Origin of the sequence: Lapidilactobacillus dextrinicus DSM 20335, assembly GCF_001436095.1 — a bacterium.
Lineage (GTDB): Bacteria > Bacillota > Bacilli > Lactobacillales > Lactobacillaceae > Lapidilactobacillus > Lapidilactobacillus dextrinicus.
This window is the reverse complement of the sequence record NZ_AYYK01000025.1, coordinates 21,032-43,542: the sequence shown is the minus strand read 5'-3', so window position 1 is coordinate 43,542 and position 22,511 is coordinate 21,032. Positions and strand designations below refer to the sequence as shown.

The window sequence follows — 22,511 nt, the reverse complement described above, 5'->3', positions numbered from 1 at the left end:
AAGGAGATAAAGTTGGCAGTTAAAAATAAATATCAAATTGAATTACCACCTGAGGTTATTGAGAGCATGTCTTTAGAACCTGGCCAAGAAGTGCGGATTGCAGTTAAAGATGAAGTGGCAACCATTACGCCAGTTTCTAAAACGCGTGAATTTGTTTATCGGCAAGTGCAATTATGGTCAATTGTTTTGGCAGTATTGACAGCAATCGTTTTTTTTATGGTTGGGCAAGTTAATCATGCTAAGCAAATTCCAATTAGTGGTGATAATTCAATTGCAGCTTGGTTAATTATTGCTAATGCAGTTGTTGGTACGGTGGTTTTTACCGCGTTCTTTATTAAAAGTCGCCGTTCAAAAATTGGGGCACCTTTAGAACGCATTTACTGGCGAAATTTTCCGGTAATCGTTGTGGCTGTCTGGTTAATTTTGGGTTTGGCCTTAATTGGTATTTCTTGGTTAATGGGACAAGTCTTTACAGGGGTATCCTTTGACTTAATGACCTCAAGTTTTATTTTTCTGATCTTTTGTTATATGACGAATTACTTGATGGCTTTGGCGGCAATCAATTTAAATTCACAGATGTTGACAACATTGTTCACCTTAACGATTGTCGGGGGCATGTTCATTTCAATGGCTACCAATGGCGCTAATCATTGGTGGCAATATAATTTGAGCTTTTTAGGAACTAGTGTTGCGAAAAATAGTTGGCAGTTTAATTTCACGCTTATTTTTTCGGCGTTGATTATGGTGGCTTTAATTGATTATCTATTCGTTTCGTTGCGTCAAGTCTATCCTAAGAATTGGCGTTTAATGACGTTACGTGTCTTATTAACTTTAGCGGCCGTGAATTTAGGCGCAGTGGGCGTTTTTCCTAACAATGCTAATTTTCACGTGTTGCACGATCAAATCGCTGGTTTTATGGTTTATTCAATTTTAATTTTAATTATTGGTATTAAATGGTTGCTGCCCAATGTGTCTAAGGAATTTTTGGTGGCTTCGTATATTATTGGTGCTTTTTTGTTTGCCTGCGAGATTGCCTTTCAGGTTGTGGGTTATTTATCATTAACCGCTTTTGAAATTATTGCTTTTGTGGCGGCTTTTGGTTGGGTTATTCTATTATTTCAAAAGATCCGTGAATTAATTGACGGTCGGGAAGTCGTGGTAGAAATTCCACTTAAAATACAAGTCATTGATGAACAAAAGTAATTAAAAAAGGCGTGGGAAATTTCCCGCGCCTTTTAATTAGCACTAAATTATTTAACTTGTTCAAGTTCTAATAATTCTTTATCCTTAGCATCAAAAATAAATTGATATTGAACCAATTCGTCATTTTCTTTGCGAGTAATACCACCAACGTAAACAACGCGACGTTCGTTGCGGAACGTTGTTAAACGTGGTGATGATTCAATCCACGCACCTTCGATGGGGCCTTCCTGTAAGAATAGTCGTTTTAATTCACTTAATAATTGATCAGGAAGACGTTTCATATAGCGATGCCAACAAAAGGCACTAGTTAAACCGATTGCTAAACCTTGTACAAAGCCGAAGCCAGCGTATTTGACAATTTTTTTAGTAGTTTCATCCATGGGATACTTCCTCCGCCAACATGATATTATCTATAGGATACGCTGTTTTGTTGTTAGGAGCAAACAATAGCCACATTGATTTGCTTGCTAACGGGTCACTTTTTAAGTTAAAAAACGAATTGATTGACGCTTACTAAAGGATAGCTTATGATTATCACAGAATGATTTGGAGGTAGCTCATGAAACAATTAGCTGAATTTAATCAACAAGATTTAAACACTGTAACAGCTCACGATAAAACGATTTTATTCTTTACAGCAACTTGGTGTGGTGATTGCCGTTTTATTAAACCAGCAATGCCAGCGATTGAAGCTGAATATCCTGATATTACTTTTGTTGAAGTTGATCGCGATCAATATCTTGAATTAGCTCAAGAATTAGGTATTATGGGAATTCCAAGCTTTGTTGCTTATCAAGATGGCCAAGAAGTTGGTCGTTTTGTAAACAAAGATCGTAAAACTAAGCAAGAAATTGAAAATTTCATTAACGGCTTAGCTTTTACTAAGTAATACTTTAAAAAGTCTGACAATTATCTTACAATATAAAGCGTGCTGAAGTCCGGTTAAAGTTCATCTACCCGTGATTTTTCAACAAGCTTTATTTTTTTGAAAATTAATGAAAAGGAAGTTTTCCGATTGCTGATCTCAAGCTACAATCCCACAGTCCTAGGCGATGTTCTGATTATGGTGACTGGACAAGCAACTAACGCTGAACAAAATGTTGCCACAAACGGTGACGTAACGCGTCTTACCAAAAAAGATAATAACGAATTAGTTGGTGTTAATTTATTTAACGCTTCTCAATATGTTCATGATTTAAAGGGCAACGGCCAAATCCTTTTGACCGAAAGTCAAATTGCTGAAGTTAATGCAGCGGTTAAAAAAGCTGGCTTTGATTTTGAAGTACCTTTTGACAATCAACCTAAATTTGTAATTGGTCATGTTGAAACCTTAGTTGAACATCCTGATTCAGATCATTTACACATTGCCCAAGTTGACCTTGGCACTGAAAAATTACAAATTGTCTGCGGTGCGCCTAATGTTGGTGCTGGTCAAAAAGTTGTCGTTGCAAAAATTGGCGCGATGATGCCTGATGGTAAGATTATTTGGCCAGGTAAATTACGGGGCGTTGAAAGTTACGGTATGATTTGTAGTGCTCATGAATTAGGTTTACCTAATGCACCACAACGACATGGTATTTTAGTTTTAGACGCTGCAAGTCAAACTGGCGCACCCTTTGACTTTGCTGGCGACTATTCTGCTAATTATTAAACGATTACGATAAATTTTTGGAGATAGATGATAAGATGACGGCTGCAGATAAAAAAGTATATTTCATCGGTATTAAAGGGTCAGGCATGAGTGCTTTGGCTTTAATTTTAAAAGACTTAGGTTATGAAGTGGCAGGTTCTGATATTGATCAGTATACTTTCACACAAACACCATTGGAAGAAGCGGGCATACCCATGTATTCCTTTAGTGCTGACAATGTTAAACCAGGTTGGACTTACATTAAGGGAAATGCTTTTCCAGAAACGCATCCAGAAGTAGTTGCTGCTAAAGAACAAGGGGCTAAAATCGTTAGCTATCCTGATTTCTTAAGTGAACTATTAAAGGGTTACGTTAGTATTGGTGTTTCTGGTACGCATGGTAAGACCAGCACAACGGGATTGTTAGCCCATGTTTTAAGTGGTGTGGCTAAAACGTCTTATTTGGTTGGCGATGGTACTGGTAAAGGCGTTGACGATGCGAAGTTCTTTGTTTATGAAGCTGATGAATATCGTCGGCATTTCTTAGCTTATCATCCTGATTATACGATTATGACCAATATCGACTTTGATCATCCTGATTATTATCAAGATGTTAATGATGTGATTAGTGCTTTTCAAACTGAGGCTGATCAAACTCAAAAGGGTATTTTTGCTTGGGGTGAGGATCAAAACATTCGTCAAATTAAAGCCAATGTGCCAATCTATTATTATGGTCTAAATGACGGCGATGATTTCCAAGCAATTAATATCAAACGTACGGACTTGGGTTCTGAATTTGATGTGAAACACGATGGTCAGATTCTGGGTCATTTTGAAATTCGACTCTTTGGCCAACATAATATTTTAAATAGTTTAGCTGTTGTCGGGGTTAGCTATTTAGAAGGTTTATCAATGACTGAAGTTGCAGCAGAATTGTTGACCTTTAAGGGTGTTAAACGCCGCTTTAGTGAGACAGATATTAATCAGTACACGATCATTGATGATTACGCACACCATCCATCTGAAATTAAGGCAACCATTGATGCAGCTCGTCAAAAATATCCTGATAAGAAAATCGTTGCTGTCTTCCAACCACATACTTATAGTCGGACTAAGGCTTTAATGCCTGGCTTTGCTAAGAGTTTAAATTTGGCTGACGAAGTGTTCCTAACTGAGATTTTTGGTTCGGTTCGGGAACATCAAGGTAGTGTTTCAAGCGCTGATTTAGGTGCTTTAATTAATCATGGTGGCTCAGTTATTCACTTAGATGACTTAAGCCCACTGGTTAACGAGAAAGGCGCTGTGATTGTCTTTATGGGTGCAGGCGACATTCAAAAATATGAACAAGCATTTAAAGATCTGATTAATTAGAAAATGATAGATAGTGTCAGTTAAATTTCAGGGCTAAGGCCCAGGATTAACTGACACTATTTTTTTAATTGAAAAGTGGCAATTTTTAATACAAAGTAACCGTTAACATGATAAGATAACAGGGAAACTAATTTTAAGAAATAAATGGAGATCTGTTGAATGCGAATCGAACATGTGGCTTTATTAACACACGATTTAGAAAAGATGCGGACTTTTTATGAACATTATTTTGGTGCGCAAAGTGGGGCTCGTTATGAAAATCCCAATACAAAATTTCAATCATACTTTTTAACCTTTGCTTCTGGTAGCCGGTTAGAAATTACCAGTAAAAAATTTGTTAACCTACAACCTGGTGAAACGTTAGGCTATAGTCATTTGGCAATAGCTGTTGGCGATCAACAAGCTGTTGATGATTTGGCGTTGCGTCTTTCAGAAGATGGTTACCCATTATTAAATGGACCACGGACAACTGGCGATGGTTATTATGAAGCTGTTGTCCAGGATCCAGAAGGTAATTTAATTGAATTAACCACAGAATAAGTTAAAACAGGAGTGTTAACTGTGACTCAAGATTTTGAATATGAACGAATGTTAGCCGGCGACTTATATGTTGCCCGAGATATTTTACCTGAACATAAATCGATTCATGGCAAGATGATTGCTCAGCAAATTAATCAAGTACCCATTGAAAATACGGCTGAAATTGTTCGCTTAGAAAGAACATTATTTGGCAAGGCTGGCAAGAATTTATATGTTAATCCGCCAATAAATGTTGACTATGGTTGCCATATAACAATTGGCGATAATTTTTATGCCAATATGGATTGTATTTTTCTAGATGTTAATCGGGTGACAATTGGTAATAATGTTATGGTTGGACCACGGGTGGGCTTTTATACCGCAGGCCATCCAATTGTGGCTGATATTCGAATTGAAGATTTAGAATTCGGCTCGCCAATTGTAGTGGAAGATAACGTCTGGATTGGCGGCAGTGCCGTTATATTACCAGGTGTGACCATCGGCAAAAATGCGATTGTTGGCGCTGGCGCTGTTGTCACTAAGGATGTACCTGCTAATAGTATTGTGGGTGGGAATCCAGCTAAAGTTATTCGCATGATCAACGATCAAGATCGGCAAAAGTGGGAACAGGCCAAACAAAAATATTGGACCGCTAAAAATCAAGAAAAATAACTAATAAAAAAAGAGTGAGACAAAAGTTGTTTAGGCAATGAGCATTAAACTGAAAGAACCGCTAAATCCGCATTCGGATTTAGCGGTTCTTTCAATGTTAAGCAAAATTGACTGACTTTTGGAACACGTTTAGCAGCCAATATTCGTTAATATTGCCTTCAAATTATTAAGATGTACTTCTGTTCCAGACTTTTTTAGTTGATGTTTTATAAATTTATGCCTTTACAATATGTTTTGAGAATTTAACAGAGCTTTCAAACAGTTAATTAGCTAAAGTTTTCTAGTTTTAATTTAGCTCGTTTATTTTTGTTTCATTCTTTTCTCTGCTAGAATGAAGTTAACGCAATATCTGGGAGGCATATATGTCACAATCTGATCAAAATAAAAAGCTTTTATTACTAGATGGCAACAGCTTGGCATTCCGAGCTTTTTTTGCCTTGCATAATTCACTAGATAAATTCACCAATCAAGAAGGCTTGCATACTAACGCCCTCTATACCTTTAGTAACATGCTAGATAATTTACTAGCTAGTGAACAACCAACCAATGTTTTAGTGGCCTTTGATGCAGGCAAAACAACTTTTCGAACAAAAATGTTTGATGAGTATAAAGGAACGAGAAGCAAAACGCCGGCTGAGCTTTCGGAACAAATGCCTTATTTCAATACATTATTAGATGCTTACGGTATCACTCATTATCAATTAGCTGACTATGAAGCCGATGATATTATTGGGACATTGGCTAAAGAAGCAGTTGGCAAAATGCCTGTTGTTGTTGTAACCGGTGATCGTGACTTAACGCAACTCACAAGTGATAACACTACCGTTAAGGTGAACCGCAAGGGTGTTAATGATGTGGAAGCTTATACACCAGCATACCTCCAAGAAAAATTAGGCTTAACACCAACACAAATCATTGACATGAAGGGCTTAATGGGAGATACCTCGGATAATTATCCTGGTGTGACTAAAGTCGGTGAAAAAACTGCACTCAAGCTATTAGCTGAATATGGCAGCGTTGAGAACTTATATGAGCATGTTGATGAAATGAAAAAGAGCAAGCTTAAAGAAAATTTGATCAACGATAAAGAAAACGCGTTTTTAAGTAAAAAGTTGGCAACAATTAACGTGGAAGCACCATTAACTATTTCTTTAGCTGATACTGAACGTCAGCCTGTTGATGAAGCAGCACTAGTTCAGTTTTATCAACAAATGAATTTCAAATCAAAACTAGCTAAAATGCCACAAAATGATGAAAATGGCGCAGCTATGCCTAAAATGACTGAACTGCCATTTGTCGAATTAACAGAAGCTAATCTAGAAAGAGCGCTGGCTGATAAGAAGCAACGTAGTTTTGTGATCGATATTTTGGGTGATAATTATCATGTCGAGATGCCAATTGGTTTTGCTTTTGGGACTGATGAACAATGGTATTACAGTACTGATTTAGGTTTATTAGAAGCACCAGTGCTTAAAAACTGGCTGCAAGATTCAAAACAACCAAAAGATGTTTTCGATAGTAAAAAAACAATGGTGCTAATGGAGCGTCTAGGCACGCCAATTAATGCGATGACTTTTGATTTATTGCTAGCGTCTTATTTGCTAGATACTAATGATAATAGCAATGATTTAGGAATTTTAGCGCAACAATATGACTATTTCGATGTTCAGACTGATTTAGAAGTTTATGGTAAAGGTGCTAAACGCGCAGTTCCAACTGAACAGGCAGTATTAGGTGAACACTTAGCACGTAAAGCCAAGGCAATTTATGACTTACGTCCGGAATTATTAAAGCAACTTCAGGATAATGATCAAGATCAATTATATGACGAAATTGAAGCACCATTGGCCATTGTTTTAGGTCAAATGGAGCTCGCTGGTATTACGGTTGATAGTCAACGTCTACAACAAATGCAGACGGACTTTGGCAAGACGCTATCAGAAATTGAAGCGTTGATTTATGAAGATGCTGGTCATGAATTTAATATTAATTCGCCTAAACAACTGGGAACGGTCTTGTTTGAAGAATTAAAATTACCAGTGATTAAGAAAAACAAAACGGGTTATTCAACCTCAGTTGAAGTTTTGGAACAATTACAAAGCGCACATCCAATCGTGCAACGTATTTTAACTTATCGGCAAATTTCTAAGTTACAATCAACTTATATCAAGGGTTTGCTTAAAGTCATTCATCCTGATCACAAAGTGCATACGCGTTATTTGCAAACATTGACGCAGACTGGACGCCTATCTTCTGTTGATCCTAACTTGCAAAATATTCCAATTCGGTTGCCAGAAGGTCGCAAAATTCGCCAGGCCTTTGTGCCAAGTCATCCTGACTGGGAGATTTTTTCTAGTGATTACTCGCAAGTGGAATTGCGTGTTTTAGCGCATGTTTCTGGCGATAAGAATATGCAAGCTGCTTTTAAGAGTGGTTATGACATTCACGCGCATACTGCTATGAGTATTTTTGGCTTGAATGATCCTAGTGAAGTAACACCGGATATGCGGCGTCAGGCTAAAGCGACTAACTTTGGGATTGTATATGGGATTAGTGATTATGGCTTATCCAAAAATATTGGAATTTCTCGCAAACAAGCAGCTGCTTTTATTGCGGCATATTTTGAACAATATCCGGATGTTAAGACTTATATTGATGACATCGTGGCTTTGGCAAAAGAACAGGGCTATGTAGAAACAATTATGCACCGACGTCGTTATTTGCCTGATATTAAATCAAAGAACTTTAATTTGCGTTCATTTGCTGAACGAACAGCCATGAACACGCCTATTCAGGGTAGCGCGGCCGATATTATTAAAGTTGCCATGATTAACATGCAAAAGCGTCTGCAAGCTGAAAACTTACAAGCTAAAATGTTATTGCAGGTTCATGATGAATTAATTTTTGAAGCACCTGCATCAGAAATTCCAATTTTGGAAAAATTAGTACCAAGTGTGATGGACTCTGCAGTCAGTTTGGACGTGCCACTAGTTGTTGAAAGTGCCCATGGCAAGACTTGGTATGATGCCAAATAGATTAAGGTCTACTGTGAAATTTAGTTAAGGGGATTAATAGCGTGCCAGAATTACCAGAAGTTGAAACCGTTCGTCGCTCTTTATTAGGTCTAATTCAAAATAAAACAATTAAAGATATCCATGTTTACTACGCTAAAATTATTGTCGGTGATCCGGAAGGTTTTGTGACGGCTTTACAGGGAAGAAAATTACTCACGATTGATCGCCGTGGTAAATACTTGTTATTCCGGTTTGACCATGACTTAACGATGATTAGTCATTTAAGAATGGAAGGGAAGTATTTCGTTCGCCAAGTGACTGAACCTGAGAATAAACACGTTCACGTTGTATTCGAATTTACCGATGGGAGCGCCTTGCAATATCAAGATGTCCGTAAGTTTGGCCGGATGCAACTTGTGCAAACAGGAACGGAAGCGCAAGTTTCTGGGATCAAAGCTTTAGGACCAGAACCTTTCAGCTCCGATTTCAAGGTTGACTCATTTTATACAGCATTACGTCACCATCATAAAGCTATTAAACAAGTTTTACTAGATCAACATGTAGTGACTGGTTTAGGCAATATTTACGTAGATGAGGTTTTGTGGTTAAGTCAAATTAGCCCGTTATTACCAGCTAACGCCATCACGCGCGCGCAAGCTGAGGTTTTACATGATAATATTATTCAAGAATTAAAGATGGCGGTTGATCATGGCGGTACAACGATTCGTAGTTATGTTGACGCTAATGGCAATACTGGCCAATTTCAATTTGATCTCCATGTTTATGGTCGTCAAGGCCAATCTTGTGAGCGCTGTGGCACCACCATTGAAAAAATAAAACTAGGTGGTCGAGGAACACATTTCTGTCCGCAATGCCAACCACTACCAATTGAAGTGCCTGATCATGAGTAAGGTACTTGGTTTAACTGGTGGTATTGCTTCGGGTAAATCAGCAGTTTCCACCTTGTTTAAAAAACAAGGGGCAGCTGTAATTGATGCCGATTTAATTGCTCATCAAATTGTCGAACCTAATCAACCCGGATTAACTGCAATTATTGCTGCTTTTGGTTCAGATTATTTATTAGCAGATGGTCGCTTAAATCGGCAAAAACTGGGTCAGTTAGTTTTCGCGGATCCTGAAGCACTACAAAAATTAGATCAGTTAACACATCCGTTAATTCGCCAAGAAATTCTACGGCAAACGGTGGCATATCGCGCGGCCGATCGTGATTTAATTGTTTATGATATTCCTTTATTATTTGAAACTGGCTATGATCAATTGTGCGATGCGGTTTTAGTGGTTGATGTTGCGCCACAAATTCAATTGGTGCGTGTTGAACAACGCGATCATCTTACTGAAGCAGCAGCAAAAGCAAGAATTGCCTCACAAATGAGTCATGACGAACGATTGGCTCGTGCCGATTTTGTGTTAGACACCTCTAAACCAATTGACGACTTACCGAAAACTTTTGCAGCCTTTTGGTATAGTTCAGCGTTTCAAAAATTTTTAGCAAATTAAATGTGTACCAATGACCAGACTATTGTTTCGTCATTGGTACACATTTCTTTTTTAAGGTATAATAACAACAGCAAATAAGTTTAAATCGAGGTGTTTTTTGAATGCAATGCCCACGTTGTCACCATAATTCATTAAAGGTTGTTGATAGCCGTCCTGCTGATGAAGGACGGGCAATTCGTCGCCGCCGGGAATGCGAAAATTGTGGCTACCGCTTTACCACTTTTGAGCGCATTGAACAGACACCAGTATTAGTCGTTAAGAAAAATGGCACCCGTGAAGAATTCAATCGTGAAAAAATCATGCGCGGTCTAGTTCGTGCTGCTGAAAAGCGGCCAGTTACAATGGATCAAATGACAGAAATCGTTGATAAGATTGAACATGATATCCGCCAAACTGGCGAAAATGAAATTCGTTCTGAAGCAATTGGCGAGTTAGTGATGAAATATTTAGCCAGTGTAGATGATGTTGCTTATATCCGTTTTGCCAGTGTTTATCGTGAGTTTAAAGACATGAGTGTCTTTATGAAAGAAGTTCAAGAAATGATGGCTCGTGAAAATGACAGTAACGATCATCATCAGGTTCAAGATAATAAGGATGAGTCAATTAATGAGAACTGAAACAATGATTGATCCCCAATTAGGGTATTTTCTAGTTCGTGGCGCTAATTGGAGTGATTTGAATCAACATGTTTTTACAGCCTTGTATCAACCAATTTTATCGGCACAGGCTTTCACACTTTACTTGTCCTTATGGCATGAAGTTAACGATCAACAATTAATCTCACAACGTTCAGCACATTTTGAATTGTTCGATTCGCTTGATCAAGATGCACGAACTTTTCTAAAATCACGGCAACAACTAGAAGCCTGTGGTCTCTTAAAAACTTACCAAAAGCGAGATACATTAGGTGATTATTTAATTTATCGGTTATTAGCACCGTTAGCACCGGAGAAGTTTTTTCAAGAAGAAATTTTAGCAACGTACTTATTAGAGCGCGTTTCACGTAAAAAATTTATGGCTTTACAACGTGAGTTTCAATTGCCTGAAGTGGATTTAACTGACACTAAGGAATTAACGGTCGGTTTTTTAGACGTTTTTCATATGGCAGATTCGGCTTTATTGACACCACCGCAAGAAGTTAAGACCGGTGCAGCAAAGTTTAAACAAGCTCAAACAACGGCAGCGATTTCTGAGATTAGTCCAGCCGAATTAGCCAACTTTGATTGGCAAACTTTGATTGCCTTAGTAGGGCGCAATCAAATTCCTGAAACAGAGATTACCCAGCATAAATCGGATATCTTTGGGCTACAACGCTTCTACGGCTTTTCAATGACCGATATTGCTCGATTGATCAATCGTAGTATTAACGTTGCAACGAATCGGATTAATTTTAGTATGTTAGAAGAACGGGCCTTAGCACTCTATCAACAATTAAATCCCGATCAAATGGCAACCACTAAGCCCGCCAGTGCAACGAATACAACGTCGATTAAGCAATTTACTAGTGCACAACAACGCTTGTTAGAACAGGCTAAAAAATTGGCACCGGCCGAATTTTTGCATGATTTAAAACAACGTCAGCATTCTTACGTCGCTCAAAATGAGTATCGTAATGTTAAAAAATTACAACAACGTGGTGTTCTTGATAATGCAACGATTAATATTTTAATCTATGTTGTTGTTCGTGATTACACAACGGTTACCATGGCGCCTATTGATACCGTAGCCCAGAATTGGCTTAAAGAGGGGATTAATACACCTGAAGCGGCTATTGCTTATTTAAGTCAACGTGATCAAAAACCATTACAACAAAAATCGCGAGCTAATTCTCGTCAGAAACCAGCTGGTGTGACGCCAGATTGGCTCAAAAAACAACAAACTCAAAAGCAAACCGTGGCGGCAACGCCTAATCAGATTAAAGTGGATAAGCAGCAACAACAAAATATTGCCAAGAAATTAGCAGAATTAAACAAAGCTAGTCAACAGCGGGGTGAATAGATGCGCTCGATTAATGAATTTTTTACGAAGTATTTAAACCGTCATGAATTAAATCATAATTATCGCGAATTAATTAGTAAGGCTTTAGCAGATCCCGACGTGCAAACTTTTTTAGCTGCTCATAGCGATCAATTAAATGAAGCTGGTGTGGAAAAATCTGCAGCTGCGATTTATGAATATGTTGCTAACAAACATGCTAAAACTGGTAAAGGTGCTCTTTCGGCAGCAGGATATGAGCCTTTCTTACGAGTAAATAATGGCTATGTCGAGGTTGTTTATCAACCTGATGATCAATTAGTTGCTCAACAACGCGCTGATCAACAGGCTAGTCGGGTCACAATGGTTAATCTGCCTAAAGATCTTGCTAATATTAGTTTTAATGATTATGATCAACAATTTCCCGGACGCTTGCCGGCTTTTGAAGCAGCGATTGATTTAACAACACAATTAATTCAACGGACTCAATCGGCTGATTATGTTAAAGGCCTTTATTTATGTGGTCCATTTGGAATTGGTAAAACCTATTTATTAGGGGCGATTGCTAATAATTTAGCCCAACATAATATTGTGAGTACTTTAGTTCATTTTCCAACTTTTGCCGTACAAATGAAGCAAGCCATCAATGATCATCAAGTCTGGCAACGACTTGAAGAACTTGAAAAAACACCAGTGTTGATGATTGATGACATCGGGGCTGATTCCTTAAGCCCTTGGGTGCGTGACGAAATTTTAGGCGTTATTTTGCAATATCGCATGCAAGAACGGCTAACGACTTGCTTCACTTCTAACTTGACAATGACTGAGTTAGAAACTTATTTAAGCCAAACGAATCAAGGCATTGATGCTACTAAGTCAGCGCGAATTATGGAACGGATTCGTTTTTTGGCGACAGAATATCAAATGACCGGTCCTAATTTACGACAAGGGGTAACCAACTAATTTGAAAATTAATTTTGCCGGGTTCTCTTTTCAGAAAATCTTGACAAAACACTTGCACAGGTTAAATATTTATGCTTTAATAACGCTTGAAGATACCACAAGTTTAGTTGGAACGTTCAGAGAGAAGAGCCTTGGCTGTAAGCTTTTCCGTTTCAAAAATTTGCGACCACTTCGAATTGCATTTGGTTGATCTCATTATCGATCATTAAGAGGATGTGGCTTAATTGCCACATTGAATTCGGGTGGAACCGCGTTAGATAAACGTCCCTAGGTGATTTTAGATTGCCTAGGGATTTTTTTGTGGGAAAAAGAATAGGGGAAAAGAATATGGCACAAATTTCATTAACATTTCCAGATAATAGCGTTCGTGAATTCGACGCTGGTGTTTCAACATTAGCTGTTGCTAAAAGCATTGCCAGTAGCTTAGCTAAAAAAGCCGTTGCTGGTGAGTTAAACGGTACAATGGTTGATATTGAACAACCATTAAACCAAGATGGCAACTTCAAAATCTTCACGACTGATGATGTTGAAGGTTTACAAGTTTTGCGGAACACTGCCGCTTTTGTTTTAGGTGCTGCAATTAAAAAATTACACGCTGATGTTCATTTCGGTGAACACCAAGCAAACGACGACGGTTTCTATTTAGATACTGATCGTGCTGCTGGTCAAATTGCCATTAGCGAATTGCCTGAAATTAAAAAAGCTATGCAAAAAATTATTTCTGCTAACCAACCAATTGAACGTCAATTAGTCGATAAGACAGAATTATTAGAAACTTTCAAAGATGATCCTTATCAAGAATCATTAGTTAAAGCAATTGACAGTGTTCAAATCGCTGTTTATCAATTAGGTGACTATATTAGCTTTGGCGATCGGGCCTTATTAAAGACTATGGCACCTCTTAAACATTTTGAATTATTATCTGTTGCTGGCGCATATTGGCAAGGTAAGTCAAGTAATCCAATGTTACAACGGATTTACGGGACTGCTTTCTTTAAAGCTGCTGATCTTGAAGCTGATTTAAAACGTCGTGCTGAGATTAAAGAACGTGATCACCGGACAATCGGCCGTGATTTAGATATTTTCTTCGTTGATCCTGAAGTTGGTGCTGGTTTGCCATACTGGATGCCAAATGGTGCTACTGTTCGTCGCGTAATCGAACGTTATATTATTGACAAAGAAGTAGCTAATGGTTATCAACATGTCTATACGCCAGTATTAGCTAACTTGAACTTATACAAGACTTCTGGTCACTGGGCTCACTATCGTGAAGATATGTTCCCACCAATGGATATGGGCGATGGCGAATTCTTGGAATTACGACCAATGAACTGTCCATCACATATTCAAATTTACAACCATCACAACCGCTCATACCGTGAATTACCAGTACGTATTGCTGAATTAGGTATGATGCACCGTTATGAAAAATCAGGTGCTCTATCTGGTTTACAACGGGTTCGGGAAATGACATTAAACGATGGTCATACTTTCTTAGCACCTGACCAAATCAAAGAAGAATTCAAGAGCGTCTTGAAGATGATGATGGAAGTTTATGATGACTTCAACATTACTGACTACACTTTCCGTTTAAGCTATCGTGATCCGGCTAATACTGAAAAGTATTTCGATGATGATGAAATGTGGAACAACGCACAATCAATGTTGAAGAGTGCCATGGACGATTTAGGTTTGGATTACTATGAAGCAGAAGGCGAAGCTGCTTTCTACGGTCCTAAGTTGGATGTTCAAACTAAGACAGCACTTGGTGGCGAAGAAACCATGTCAACAATTCAATTAGACTTTATGATGCCTGAGAAGTTTGACTTAGTTTATACAGGTGCTGATGGTCAAGAACATCGTCCAGTGATGATGCACCGTGGGATCGTTGGTACAATGGAACGTTTCATTGCTTACTTAATGGAAATGTACAAGGGTGCTTTCCCAACTTGGTTGGCACCAACGCAAGTTGAAATTATCCCAGTTAATTTAGATTTGCATTCTGATTATGCTAAAGATATTCAAAAGCAAATGGCAGCTAAGGGCTTACGTGTCAAACTTGACTTACGTAATGAAAAGATGGGTTATAAGATTCGTGAAGCACAAACTCAAAAGATTCCTTACACATTAGTTGTTGGTGATCAAGAGTTAGCTGATCAAACTGTTTCTGTTCGTCGTTATGGCGAAAAAGATGCTGCTGATGAACCACTAAAAGAATTTATTGAAAGTACTGAAGCAGATGTTGCTAATTACAGTCGTGTTTCTTCAGATGCGGCTAACTCAAGCATTGAAAAGAAATTAAACTAATTAATTCAAAAATTTTGAGTTAAGTGCAAGGCTTGACAAGCATCATTTCAGTTGCTATACTAACAAGGTTGAATTAAGCAGAAGTTCCCGCTTCTCACCTAAGCTCTTAAGCCTCTAGGTTAATACGTTAGTTAATTTGCTGATGAATTGATACTGCGGGTGCTTTTGCGCCCGCAGTTTTTGCATGGGGTTGATGATAATATCATCAATTACATTTTGGAGGTGACTTCCCATAGCAAGAGATTTAATAGTCAATGAAAATATTCGAGCACGTGAAGTTCGACTGATCGGTGCAGATGGCGCCCAACTTGGCGTTAAGCTTAAGGCTGAAGCGTTACGTTTAGCAGACCAGGCGAACCAAGATTTAGTTCTAGTTTCACCTAATGCTAAACCGCCAGTTGCAAAGATCATGGACTATGGCAAATACCGGTTCGAATTACAAAAGAAGAATCGTGAAGCTCGTAAGAAGCAAAAAGTGGTTAACGTTAAAGAAGTTCGTCTAAGTCCTGCAATCGGCGAAGGTGACTTTAATACTAAGCTCAATAATGCCAAGAAGTTCTTAGGCAAGGGTGATAAAGTTAAAGTTTCAATTCGTTTCAAAGGACGCGCAATCACTCATAAGGATGTCGGTCGTAAAGTGTTAGAACAATTTGCTACACAAGCCGCTGACGTTGCTAACGTCGAAGCTCATCCTAAGATGGATGGCCGTAGTATGTTCTTGATTTTAGCTCCAAAGGCCGAGAAAAAATAGTTGATTCGACATTAGATTAATTTAGGAGGATTTTATCATGCCAAAGCAAAAAACACATCGCGCTTCTGCTAAGCGTTTTAAGAAAACGGCAAGTGGTGCATTAAAACGGGGTCATGCTTATACAAGTCACCGTTTCCATGGCAAGACTAAGAAGCAACGTCGTCAATTAAGCAAGCCAGCTATGGTTTCAAATAGCGACATGCGTCGTATTCGTCAAATGCTTTCACAAATGCGTTAATATTTGTGACCTGTTAAATTAAGATAGTTAGTTCTCAAGGAGGAAATTAATATGCCACGTGTAAAAGGCGGTACTGTTACTCGCAAACGTCGTAAGAAAGTTCTTAAATTAGCCAAAGGTTATCGCGGTGCTAAGCATTTACTGTTCAAGTCAGCACACACACAAGTCATGGTTTCATATCGTTATGCATTCCGTGACCGTCGTGCAGTTAAGCGCGAATTCCGTAAGTTATGGATCGCTCGTATCAACGCAGCTGCTCGTATGAATGACTTAAGCTACAGCAAAATGATGCATGGTTTGAAACTTGCTGGTATTGATATTAACCGTAAGATGTTAGCAGACATTGCTATTACTGATCCCGCAGCATTTACAGAAGTTGCTAATCAAGCAAAAGCTGCTTTAAACAAATAAGACGTTAATTGATTAAAGGTTGGGATATTTCCCAGCCTTTTTTATTGTCATTAATTTAAGCGTATTAGGAAAGCTAAAACCGTTATTTTTTCGCTTTTATCGCTTCCACAAAGTTTGCTCATGGAACGTGGTGGGCGTCAATTTAAGTTGAGTAAAGATAGTTCGTCTTAAGGCTGAGCCTTATTGTAGGCGATAAATCGCAACAATAATTTCACTACTGAGCGGTGTCTTTTCGCCGTCGCTAGGTTAGCAAGATAGAAACTTTCGCGTAATTCTTGTTAATGGTTTACCATTTACAAGAAAGTTTGTATTTGATTCAGATTAAGCTCGTAGTGTTCCACCAGTGCATTTTCCAAAGGCACGAAGAACGATAGTTAGTGTTTGACATGAGTGGTTCTTAATCGGCAATAAATAGGGTTTATGCTATACTTAAAGGCAAATGGGAGTGATGCAATGGCTATTGCAACGTTTAGTTTTTTCTCGAAAAGTTTAGGAAAGACAACAGATTTTAAAATATACTTACCCGCTAATCGAATTAAGAATCAACCAGTCTTATTTCTATTGCATGGATTAGGAGACAATCAAAATTCGTGGCTTTATAATAGCTCTCTGGTTCGGTATGCAAGTCAATATCCTTTTGTGATTGTTATGCCAGATGTTGGTAAAAGTTACTATACTAATACGGCCTACGGTGAGCATTATTGGGATTATTTAACTGAGGATTTGCCAGAGTATTTAACAACTTGGTTGAATTTATCTTTAACTAAGCAAAATACATTTGTTGCTGGTTTATCGATGGGCGGTTATGGTGCCTTTAAGTGGGCCTTAAATTATCCAGATCGTATTGGTGCGGCTGCAAGTTTATCGGGTCGATTAGATATTAGTTCAACTTGGAATGATCGGACTGCTGAATTTGAACAAGTTTTTGGCGATCGGGAAAGTTTTACCAAGAGCCACAATAATCTTTTGAACTTAGTGGCGGATCGTCGAGCCACACAATTGCCACTATTTCAGCTAATTGGCACTGATGATAAACTCTTAGAGAGTAATCGAACTTTCCGTACATTTGCACGCCAATATTTAGATAAACTTGATTATCGTGAGCAAACAGGCCAACATGACTGGAATTTTTGGGATACTTATTTACCGGTCTGTTTGCAATGGCTGGATGAACAATTTCATCTCATTAATAATCATTAAGTTGTTAGCGTGTATAATATTTGAGCAAAGATACTAAGTATTTTTTAAATGTTTGCTATACTGATTTAGTTAGTAGGTTTCTGTTATCGTATTGATACGTATCATGTCAGCATAATAGAAGTTGACTATGGATTTTTAAGGAGGAATTATTGTGAGTTTAACTGATACTTATACATTGAACAATGGTGTTAAAATTCCTGTTGTTGGTTTTGGTACTTGGCAAACACCTGATGGTAATATTGCAGAATCATCTGTTTTAGCCGCTTTAAAAGCAGGTTACCGTCATATTGATACTGCTGCCGCTTATGGCAATCAGGAAAGTGTTGGTCGGGGTATTCGTAAGAGTGGAATTCCACGCGATGAAATTTTTGTGACGACTAAATTATGGAACAAAGATCATGGTTATCAAGCAGCTAAGCAAGCAATTGATCGCTCTTTAATGGAATTAGGTTTGGACTATCTTGATTTATATTTAATTCATTGGCCTAATCCAGTAGACTTCCGTAATCGTTGGCAAGAAATGAACGCTGAATCTTGGCGTGCAATGGAAGAAGCCGTTCAAGCTGGTAAAATTCGTGCGATTGGTGTTTCCAACTTCCATGCTAAACATTTAGATGAACTATTAAAAACAGCAACAATTCAACCAACAGTTAATCAGATCTTCTTAAATCCAAGTGATTTGCAACCAGAAGTAACGGCTTATAATGAGGCTCATCATATTTTGAGTGAAGCTTATAGCCCACTTGGTACTGGTAAGATCTTCAAGGTTGCTGAGTTACAAGATATTGCAGCTAACTATGATAAGACTGTTGCACAAGTTGTTTTACGTTGGAGCTTGCAACATGGTTTCTTGCCATTACCTAAGTCGGTTCACCCAGAACGAATTGAAGAAAATGCCCAATTGTTTGATTTTGAATTAAGTGAAGCAGACATGAAGGTTATCGATGGTTTACATGGTCAAGCTGGTTTAGCAGCTGATCCTGATACGACTGATTTTTAATAATAAAAAGCAATCACGAAGCGTCATTGAACTAAATTAATAGTTCAATTGGCAATCATGATTGCTTTTTTATTGTTATTTTTTGGAAAATTAAGTTATTGTTGAAGAACTTCAGTTAACCAACGTTGTTTCTATCGCACTTTTCTTTTATAATGAAGGGATATGAACGAGGTGGAACATGGTATTTTTTAAACCTGATTGGTTATTAAATCGAATTTATAATTTAACACCAACCGAGCTGAAACGGTATCAGATCAATGCAATTTTAACAGACTTGGATAATACTTTAATTGCTTGGCATGATCCTGATGCGTCTGAAGAACTGCTCGATTGGTTAGAAACAATGAAACAAAATCATATTCAAGTGATTGTTGTTTCTAATAATAGAAAGAAACGGGTTCAACGGGCAGTTGCGCAACTAGGTATTCCGTTTATTTGGAATGCACTAAAGCCATTACCATTTGGCATTGATCGTGCTTTAAAAGAATTTAATTTGGAACCTGAACATACTGTGATGGTTGGCGACCAATTGCTAACAGATGTGCAAGCTGGTCATCTTGCAGGGGTACGTACTGTGATGGTTCGGCCCTTTGTTGAAACTGATAGTTGGACGACTAAATTGAACCGTTTCTTCGAAAACATTATCATGAATCATTATTATCAAAAAAATCCACAGGCCACTTGGCAGGAGCATTTAAATGACTGAAGTTGAAACAAATGATTTATATTGTATTGGTTGTGGGGCTAAGTTACAAAGTAACGACCCAGATGAAGCTGGCTATATTCCTGCTAGCTCATTAAAGAAACAACTGGCAGCAGATAATAACTTATTTTATTGTCAACGTTGTTTTCGTTTGCGTCACTACAACGAAATAACAGACGTTGCCATTGATGATAATGAATTTACCGCCTTATTGAATTCGCTAGGCAAGCAAAATGCTTTAATTGTCAACGTTGTGGATTTGTTTGACTTTGATGGTAGTGTGATTCCCGGGTTGCATCGCTTTGTCGGCACTAACCAAGTTATTTTGGTTGGTAATAAAGCTGATTTACTACCCAAGAGTGTTAAACGTTCAAAAGTCACAAATTGGTTGCAACAACAGGCTGCATTACAAGGCCTACATCCGGTTGCAACGTTATTAACCAGTGCTAAAAGGTTATACCAAGTGGATGAATTATTAGCTGTTATTGAAAAAGAACGTAAAGGTCGCGACGTGTATGTGGTCGGGACAACCAACGTTGGGAAATCAACTTTGATTAATGCCATTATCAAGCAAACTGCTGGTCAAAATGATGTGATTACAACGTCACGTTTTCCTGGGACAACACTCGATCAGATTCAGATTCCTTTGGCTGATGGCCAATCTTTAATTGATACACCGGGAATTATTAATGGTACTCAAATGGCCCACTATCTAAGTGCTAAAGAGTTACGTTATATTAGTCCTCAAAACGAATTACGACCACGTGTCTTCCAATTGAATCCACCACAGACTTTATTCTTAGGTGGTTTGATGCGCTTAGACTTTTTAAAGGGCACGCGCAGCAGCATCGTTGTCTATGTTGAAAATAATTTGTTAGTGCACCGGACAAAAACAGCCACAGCAGATGATTTTTATCAACGTCAACGTGGTAAATTGTTAGTACCACCTGCTGATCCAGAGCAATTCCCACCTTTTAAACAACACGATTTTCACACTAAAGAACCACAAGACCTTGTTATTGCTGGTTTAGGTTGGCTACGATTACCAGCAAATAGCGATTATCGTTTGTTTTTACCAGAAGGTGTTAGTTATAGTTTAAGAACACCGATTGTCTAGAAGGAGAATTTAAATGTTAACAAGTAAGCAGAAACGTTTTTTGAAATCGAAGGCTAATCGGTTACGGCCCAGTTTACAAGTAGGTAAAAACGGTCTAAATGATGCATTCGTTGATGATTTAGTACGTACCTTAGAAACACATGAGTTACTAAAAATTAATATTTTGCAGAATTCAGATGAAACAGCAGCTGAATTAAGTCAAACACTTGCTGAAACGATTCCTAACTTAACAGTTGTTCAATCGTTAGGACGCGTTTTGACTTTGTATCGTCCTGCAAGCAAAATTAAAAATCGGAAGCTTTCTGAAGAAGTGAATGCAATAAAATGAAACAAACAGAACTAAAAACACCACTAGAAACTAAAGTACAAATCAAAACACCTAAATTACCACGTCAGGCAGTAGGGATTATGGGCGGAACTTTCAATCCTGTTCATATTGGTCATTTAATTATGGCAGATCAGGTAATGGCACAACTCAAGCTTAAGAAAGTCTCGTTTATTCCTGATGCACAACCACCACATCAAGATCACAAAGAAACAATTGATGCTAAAGATCGTGTGGCAATGTTAGAGTTAGCACTAGCTGGACATCAGGGCTTTGATTTAGATTTATTAGAAATTGCTCGTGGTGGCAAGAGTTACACCTATGACACAATTGTTGAATTAAAGCGACGTCATCCACTGGCGGACTATTATTTAATTCTTGGTGCTGATATGATTGAGTATTTACCGACTTGGCATCGAATTGATGAATTAGCAAAGTTAGTCACTTTTGTGGGCGTTAAACGCCCAGGTTACTCAACTAAAGCTAAGTATCCGGTCATTTGGGTAGATACGCCAGAGGTGGCGATTAGTTCCACTAAAATTCGGCAACTAGTAAGTAATCACTGCCCAATCAATTATTTAGTACCAGATAAAGTTCAGGCTTATATTAAAGAAAAGGGGCTTTACCTTGAGCATTGAGTATGATCCGCTTGAGTTTAAAAAGATTGTTCCCTATACTCGGGATGAATTAGTAGCAGCTTTACATGAACACCTTAGCGATTATCGCGCTGAGCATTGTCTACGTGTTGAACAACAAGCCATGCAAATCGCTGCTAAAGTTGATGCAGATGTAACTAAAGCCGGCTTAGCAGGGTTACTTCATGACTATGCGAAAGAACGAAGTAATGCTGAATTCATAGCGATGATTCAAAAAAAACAGCTTGATCCTGATTTATTAAATTACGGCAACGCCATTTGGCATGGTGTTGTGGGCCGTTATTTCATCGAAGCAGAACTTGATATTCACGATGAAGCAATTTTACAAGCCGTTGCTCGTCATACCGTAGGTGATCCAGCGATGACTACCCTCGACAAAATTATTTTTGTTGCTGATTTTGTTGAACCAGGACGTAACTTTCCAGGAATTGATGAGGCACGACAAGCTTTAGCGGTAAGTTTAGATGCTGCGGTTGCTTATGAATTACAACATACAATCTTGTATTTAGTTGAGAAACAGGCTAAGATTTTCCCAAGAACTTTTGAAACATATAATGTACTAGGAATCCACAAGGAGGATTAATTTTTGGATAAAAGCAAAGAGATTTTAGAAACAGCGATTAAAGCTGGGGATGATAAACGGGCTGAGGATATTGTTGCCTTAGACATGCGCAATGTTAGCCTATTAGCAGACTATTTTATCATTATGGATGCCGGTTCTGAGCGTCAAGTACTTGCTGTTGTTGAAGAAATTGAAAAGCAAGTTGAAGCATTAGGAATTGAGGGTCATGTTGAAGGTAAGAAGGGATCTAAATGGATTCTAATCGACTTTAAAGACGTGGTTGTTCATGTCTTCTTGAAAGAAGAACGCGAATTCTATAATTTGGAGAAACTGTGGTCAGACGCACCAATGGTCGATATCCACGAGTTAATTGACTAA

General features: G+C 38.2%; 25 protein-coding genes and 1 other annotated feature. Of the genes, 24 read left to right on the top strand and 1 reads right to left on the bottom strand.

Features of this window, described 5'->3' with window-relative positions:
• Positions 1-12: 12 nt before the first annotated feature.
• Positions 13-1,203: an AbrB/MazE/SpoVT family DNA-binding domain-containing protein gene (locus tag FC84_RS08480; protein ID WP_225733060.1), complete on the top strand. Its 1,191-nt coding sequence runs from the start codon at positions 13-15 to the stop codon at positions 1,201-1,203.
• A gap of 47 nt (positions 1,204-1,250) precedes the next feature.
• Here the strand turns inward: FC84_RS08480 and FC84_RS08475 are convergent, their stop codons facing one another.
• Positions 1,251-1,583 carry a hypothetical protein gene (locus tag FC84_RS08475; protein ID WP_057757828.1) on the bottom strand — a complete coding sequence of 111 codons (333 nt, stop codon included), beginning with the start codon at positions 1,581-1,583 and terminating at the stop codon, positions 1,251-1,253.
• A gap of 179 nt (positions 1,584-1,762) precedes the next feature.
• Between FC84_RS08475 and FC84_RS08470 the strand changes: the two genes are divergently transcribed.
• From FC84_RS08470 to rsfS, 23 genes are all read left to right on the top strand, one after another.
• A complete protein-coding gene (locus FC84_RS08470) occupies positions 1,763-2,092 on the top strand; it encodes a thioredoxin family protein (protein ID WP_057757825.1) in 330 nt (109 codons plus the stop codon).
• A gap of 126 nt (positions 2,093-2,218) precedes the next feature.
• Positions 2,219-2,854 (top strand): YtpR family tRNA-binding protein, encoded by a 636-nt coding sequence (gene ytpR, locus FC84_RS08465; RefSeq protein WP_057757822.1) that lies wholly within the window; start codon positions 2,219-2,221, stop codon positions 2,852-2,854.
• Between the two features lie 35 nt (positions 2,855-2,889).
• Positions 2,890-4,203, top strand: coding sequence for a UDP-N-acetylmuramate--L-alanine ligase (murC, locus tag FC84_RS08460; RefSeq protein ID WP_057757819.1), 1,314 nt, complete (start codon positions 2,890-2,892; stop codon positions 4,201-4,203).
• A gap of 159 nt (positions 4,204-4,362) precedes the next feature.
• Positions 4,363-4,743 (top strand): VOC family protein, encoded by a 381-nt coding sequence (locus tag FC84_RS08455; protein WP_057757816.1) that lies wholly within the window; start codon positions 4,363-4,365, stop codon positions 4,741-4,743.
• A 21-nt stretch (positions 4,744-4,764) separates the two neighbouring features.
• The gene (locus tag FC84_RS08450) at positions 4,765-5,394 is read left to right on the top strand and encodes a sugar O-acetyltransferase (RefSeq protein WP_057757813.1); all 630 of its coding nucleotides are present in this window, start codon (positions 4,765-4,767) and stop codon (positions 5,392-5,394) included.
• Between the two features lie 362 nt (positions 5,395-5,756).
• Positions 5,757-8,429: a DNA polymerase I gene (polA, locus tag FC84_RS08445; RefSeq protein WP_057757809.1), complete on the top strand. Its 2,673-nt coding sequence runs from the start codon at positions 5,757-5,759 to the stop codon at positions 8,427-8,429.
• Between the two features lie 41 nt (positions 8,430-8,470).
• Positions 8,471-9,319 (top strand): DNA-formamidopyrimidine glycosylase, encoded by an 849-nt coding sequence (gene mutM, locus FC84_RS08440; RefSeq protein ID WP_057757807.1) that lies wholly within the window; start codon positions 8,471-8,473, stop codon positions 9,317-9,319.
• Entirely contained in the window at positions 9,312-9,926 is a 615-nt protein-coding gene (gene coaE / locus FC84_RS08435; protein ID WP_057757804.1) for a dephospho-CoA kinase, read from the top strand. Before mutM ends, coaE begins: the two co-directional genes overlap by 8 nt.
• A gap of 101 nt (positions 9,927-10,027) precedes the next feature.
• Complete coding sequence (gene nrdR / locus FC84_RS08430) at positions 10,028-10,543, top strand: transcriptional regulator NrdR (RefSeq protein WP_057757801.1); 516 nt, start codon at positions 10,028-10,030, stop codon at positions 10,541-10,543.
• Positions 10,533-11,924 carry a DnaD domain protein gene (locus FC84_RS08425; protein ID WP_057757798.1) on the top strand — a complete coding sequence of 464 codons (1,392 nt, stop codon included), beginning with the start codon at positions 10,533-10,535 and terminating at the stop codon, positions 11,922-11,924. The genes nrdR and FC84_RS08425 overlap by 11 nt, the downstream gene beginning before the upstream one ends.
• A complete protein-coding gene (gene dnaI, locus FC84_RS08420) occupies positions 11,925-12,863 on the top strand; it encodes a primosomal protein DnaI (RefSeq protein WP_057757795.1) in 939 nt (312 codons plus the stop codon).
• Positions 12,864-13,190: 327 nt separating this feature from the next.
• Positions 13,191-15,170, top strand: coding sequence for a threonine--tRNA ligase (thrS, locus tag FC84_RS08415; RefSeq protein ID WP_057757792.1), 1,980 nt, complete (start codon positions 13,191-13,193; stop codon positions 15,168-15,170).
• A gap of 69 nt (positions 15,171-15,239) precedes the next feature.
• Positions 15,240-15,359, top strand: a sequence feature (ribosomal protein L20 leader region).
• A gap of 58 nt (positions 15,360-15,417) precedes the next feature.
• A complete protein-coding gene (infC, locus tag FC84_RS08410; RefSeq protein WP_057757789.1) occupies positions 15,418-15,921 on the top strand; it encodes a translation initiation factor IF-3 in 504 nt (167 codons plus the stop codon).
• 37 nt (positions 15,922-15,958) lie between these two features.
• Positions 15,959-16,159 carry a 50S ribosomal protein L35 gene (rpmI, locus tag FC84_RS08405; protein ID WP_057757786.1) on the top strand — a complete coding sequence of 67 codons (201 nt, stop codon included), beginning with the start codon at positions 15,959-15,961 and terminating at the stop codon, positions 16,157-16,159.
• 51 nt (positions 16,160-16,210) lie between these two features.
• Positions 16,211-16,570: a 50S ribosomal protein L20 gene (rplT, locus tag FC84_RS08400; RefSeq protein WP_057757783.1), complete on the top strand. Its 360-nt coding sequence runs from the start codon at positions 16,211-16,213 to the stop codon at positions 16,568-16,570.
• Positions 16,571-17,023: 453 nt separating this feature from the next.
• On the top strand, positions 17,024-17,770 hold the full coding sequence (locus FC84_RS08395; RefSeq protein WP_057757780.1) for an alpha/beta hydrolase: 747 nt from the start codon (positions 17,024-17,026) through the stop codon (positions 17,768-17,770).
• Between the two features lie 148 nt (positions 17,771-17,918).
• On the top strand, positions 17,919-18,770 hold the full coding sequence (locus FC84_RS08390) for an aldo/keto reductase (protein ID WP_057757777.1): 852 nt from the start codon (positions 17,919-17,921) through the stop codon (positions 18,768-18,770).
• A gap of 178 nt (positions 18,771-18,948) precedes the next feature.
• Positions 18,949-19,476: a YqeG family HAD IIIA-type phosphatase gene (locus FC84_RS08385; protein WP_057757774.1), complete on the top strand. Its 528-nt coding sequence runs from the start codon at positions 18,949-18,951 to the stop codon at positions 19,474-19,476.
• Entirely contained in the window at positions 19,469-20,590 is a 1,122-nt protein-coding gene (yqeH, locus tag FC84_RS08380) for a ribosome biogenesis GTPase YqeH (protein ID WP_057757771.1), read from the top strand. Before FC84_RS08385 ends, yqeH begins: the two co-directional genes overlap by 8 nt.
• Positions 20,591-20,603: 13 nt before the next feature.
• Positions 20,604-20,918 carry a ribosome assembly RNA-binding protein YhbY gene (gene yhbY / locus FC84_RS08375; RefSeq protein ID WP_057757767.1) on the top strand — a complete coding sequence of 105 codons (315 nt, stop codon included), beginning with the start codon at positions 20,604-20,606 and terminating at the stop codon, positions 20,916-20,918.
• Positions 20,915-21,553 carry a nicotinate-nucleotide adenylyltransferase gene (locus tag FC84_RS08370; RefSeq protein ID WP_057757764.1) on the top strand — a complete coding sequence of 213 codons (639 nt, stop codon included), beginning with the start codon at positions 20,915-20,917 and terminating at the stop codon, positions 21,551-21,553. Before yhbY ends, FC84_RS08370 begins: the two co-directional genes overlap by 4 nt.
• Positions 21,543-22,154 carry a bis(5'-nucleosyl)-tetraphosphatase (symmetrical) YqeK gene (gene yqeK, locus FC84_RS08365; RefSeq protein WP_225733058.1) on the top strand — a complete coding sequence of 204 codons (612 nt, stop codon included), beginning with the start codon at positions 21,543-21,545 and terminating at the stop codon, positions 22,152-22,154. The genes FC84_RS08370 and yqeK overlap by 11 nt, the downstream gene beginning before the upstream one ends.
• Positions 22,155-22,157: 3 nt before the next feature.
• Positions 22,158-22,511 carry a ribosome silencing factor gene (gene rsfS, locus FC84_RS08360; RefSeq protein ID WP_057757761.1) on the top strand — a complete coding sequence of 118 codons (354 nt, stop codon included), beginning with the start codon at positions 22,158-22,160 and terminating at the stop codon, positions 22,509-22,511.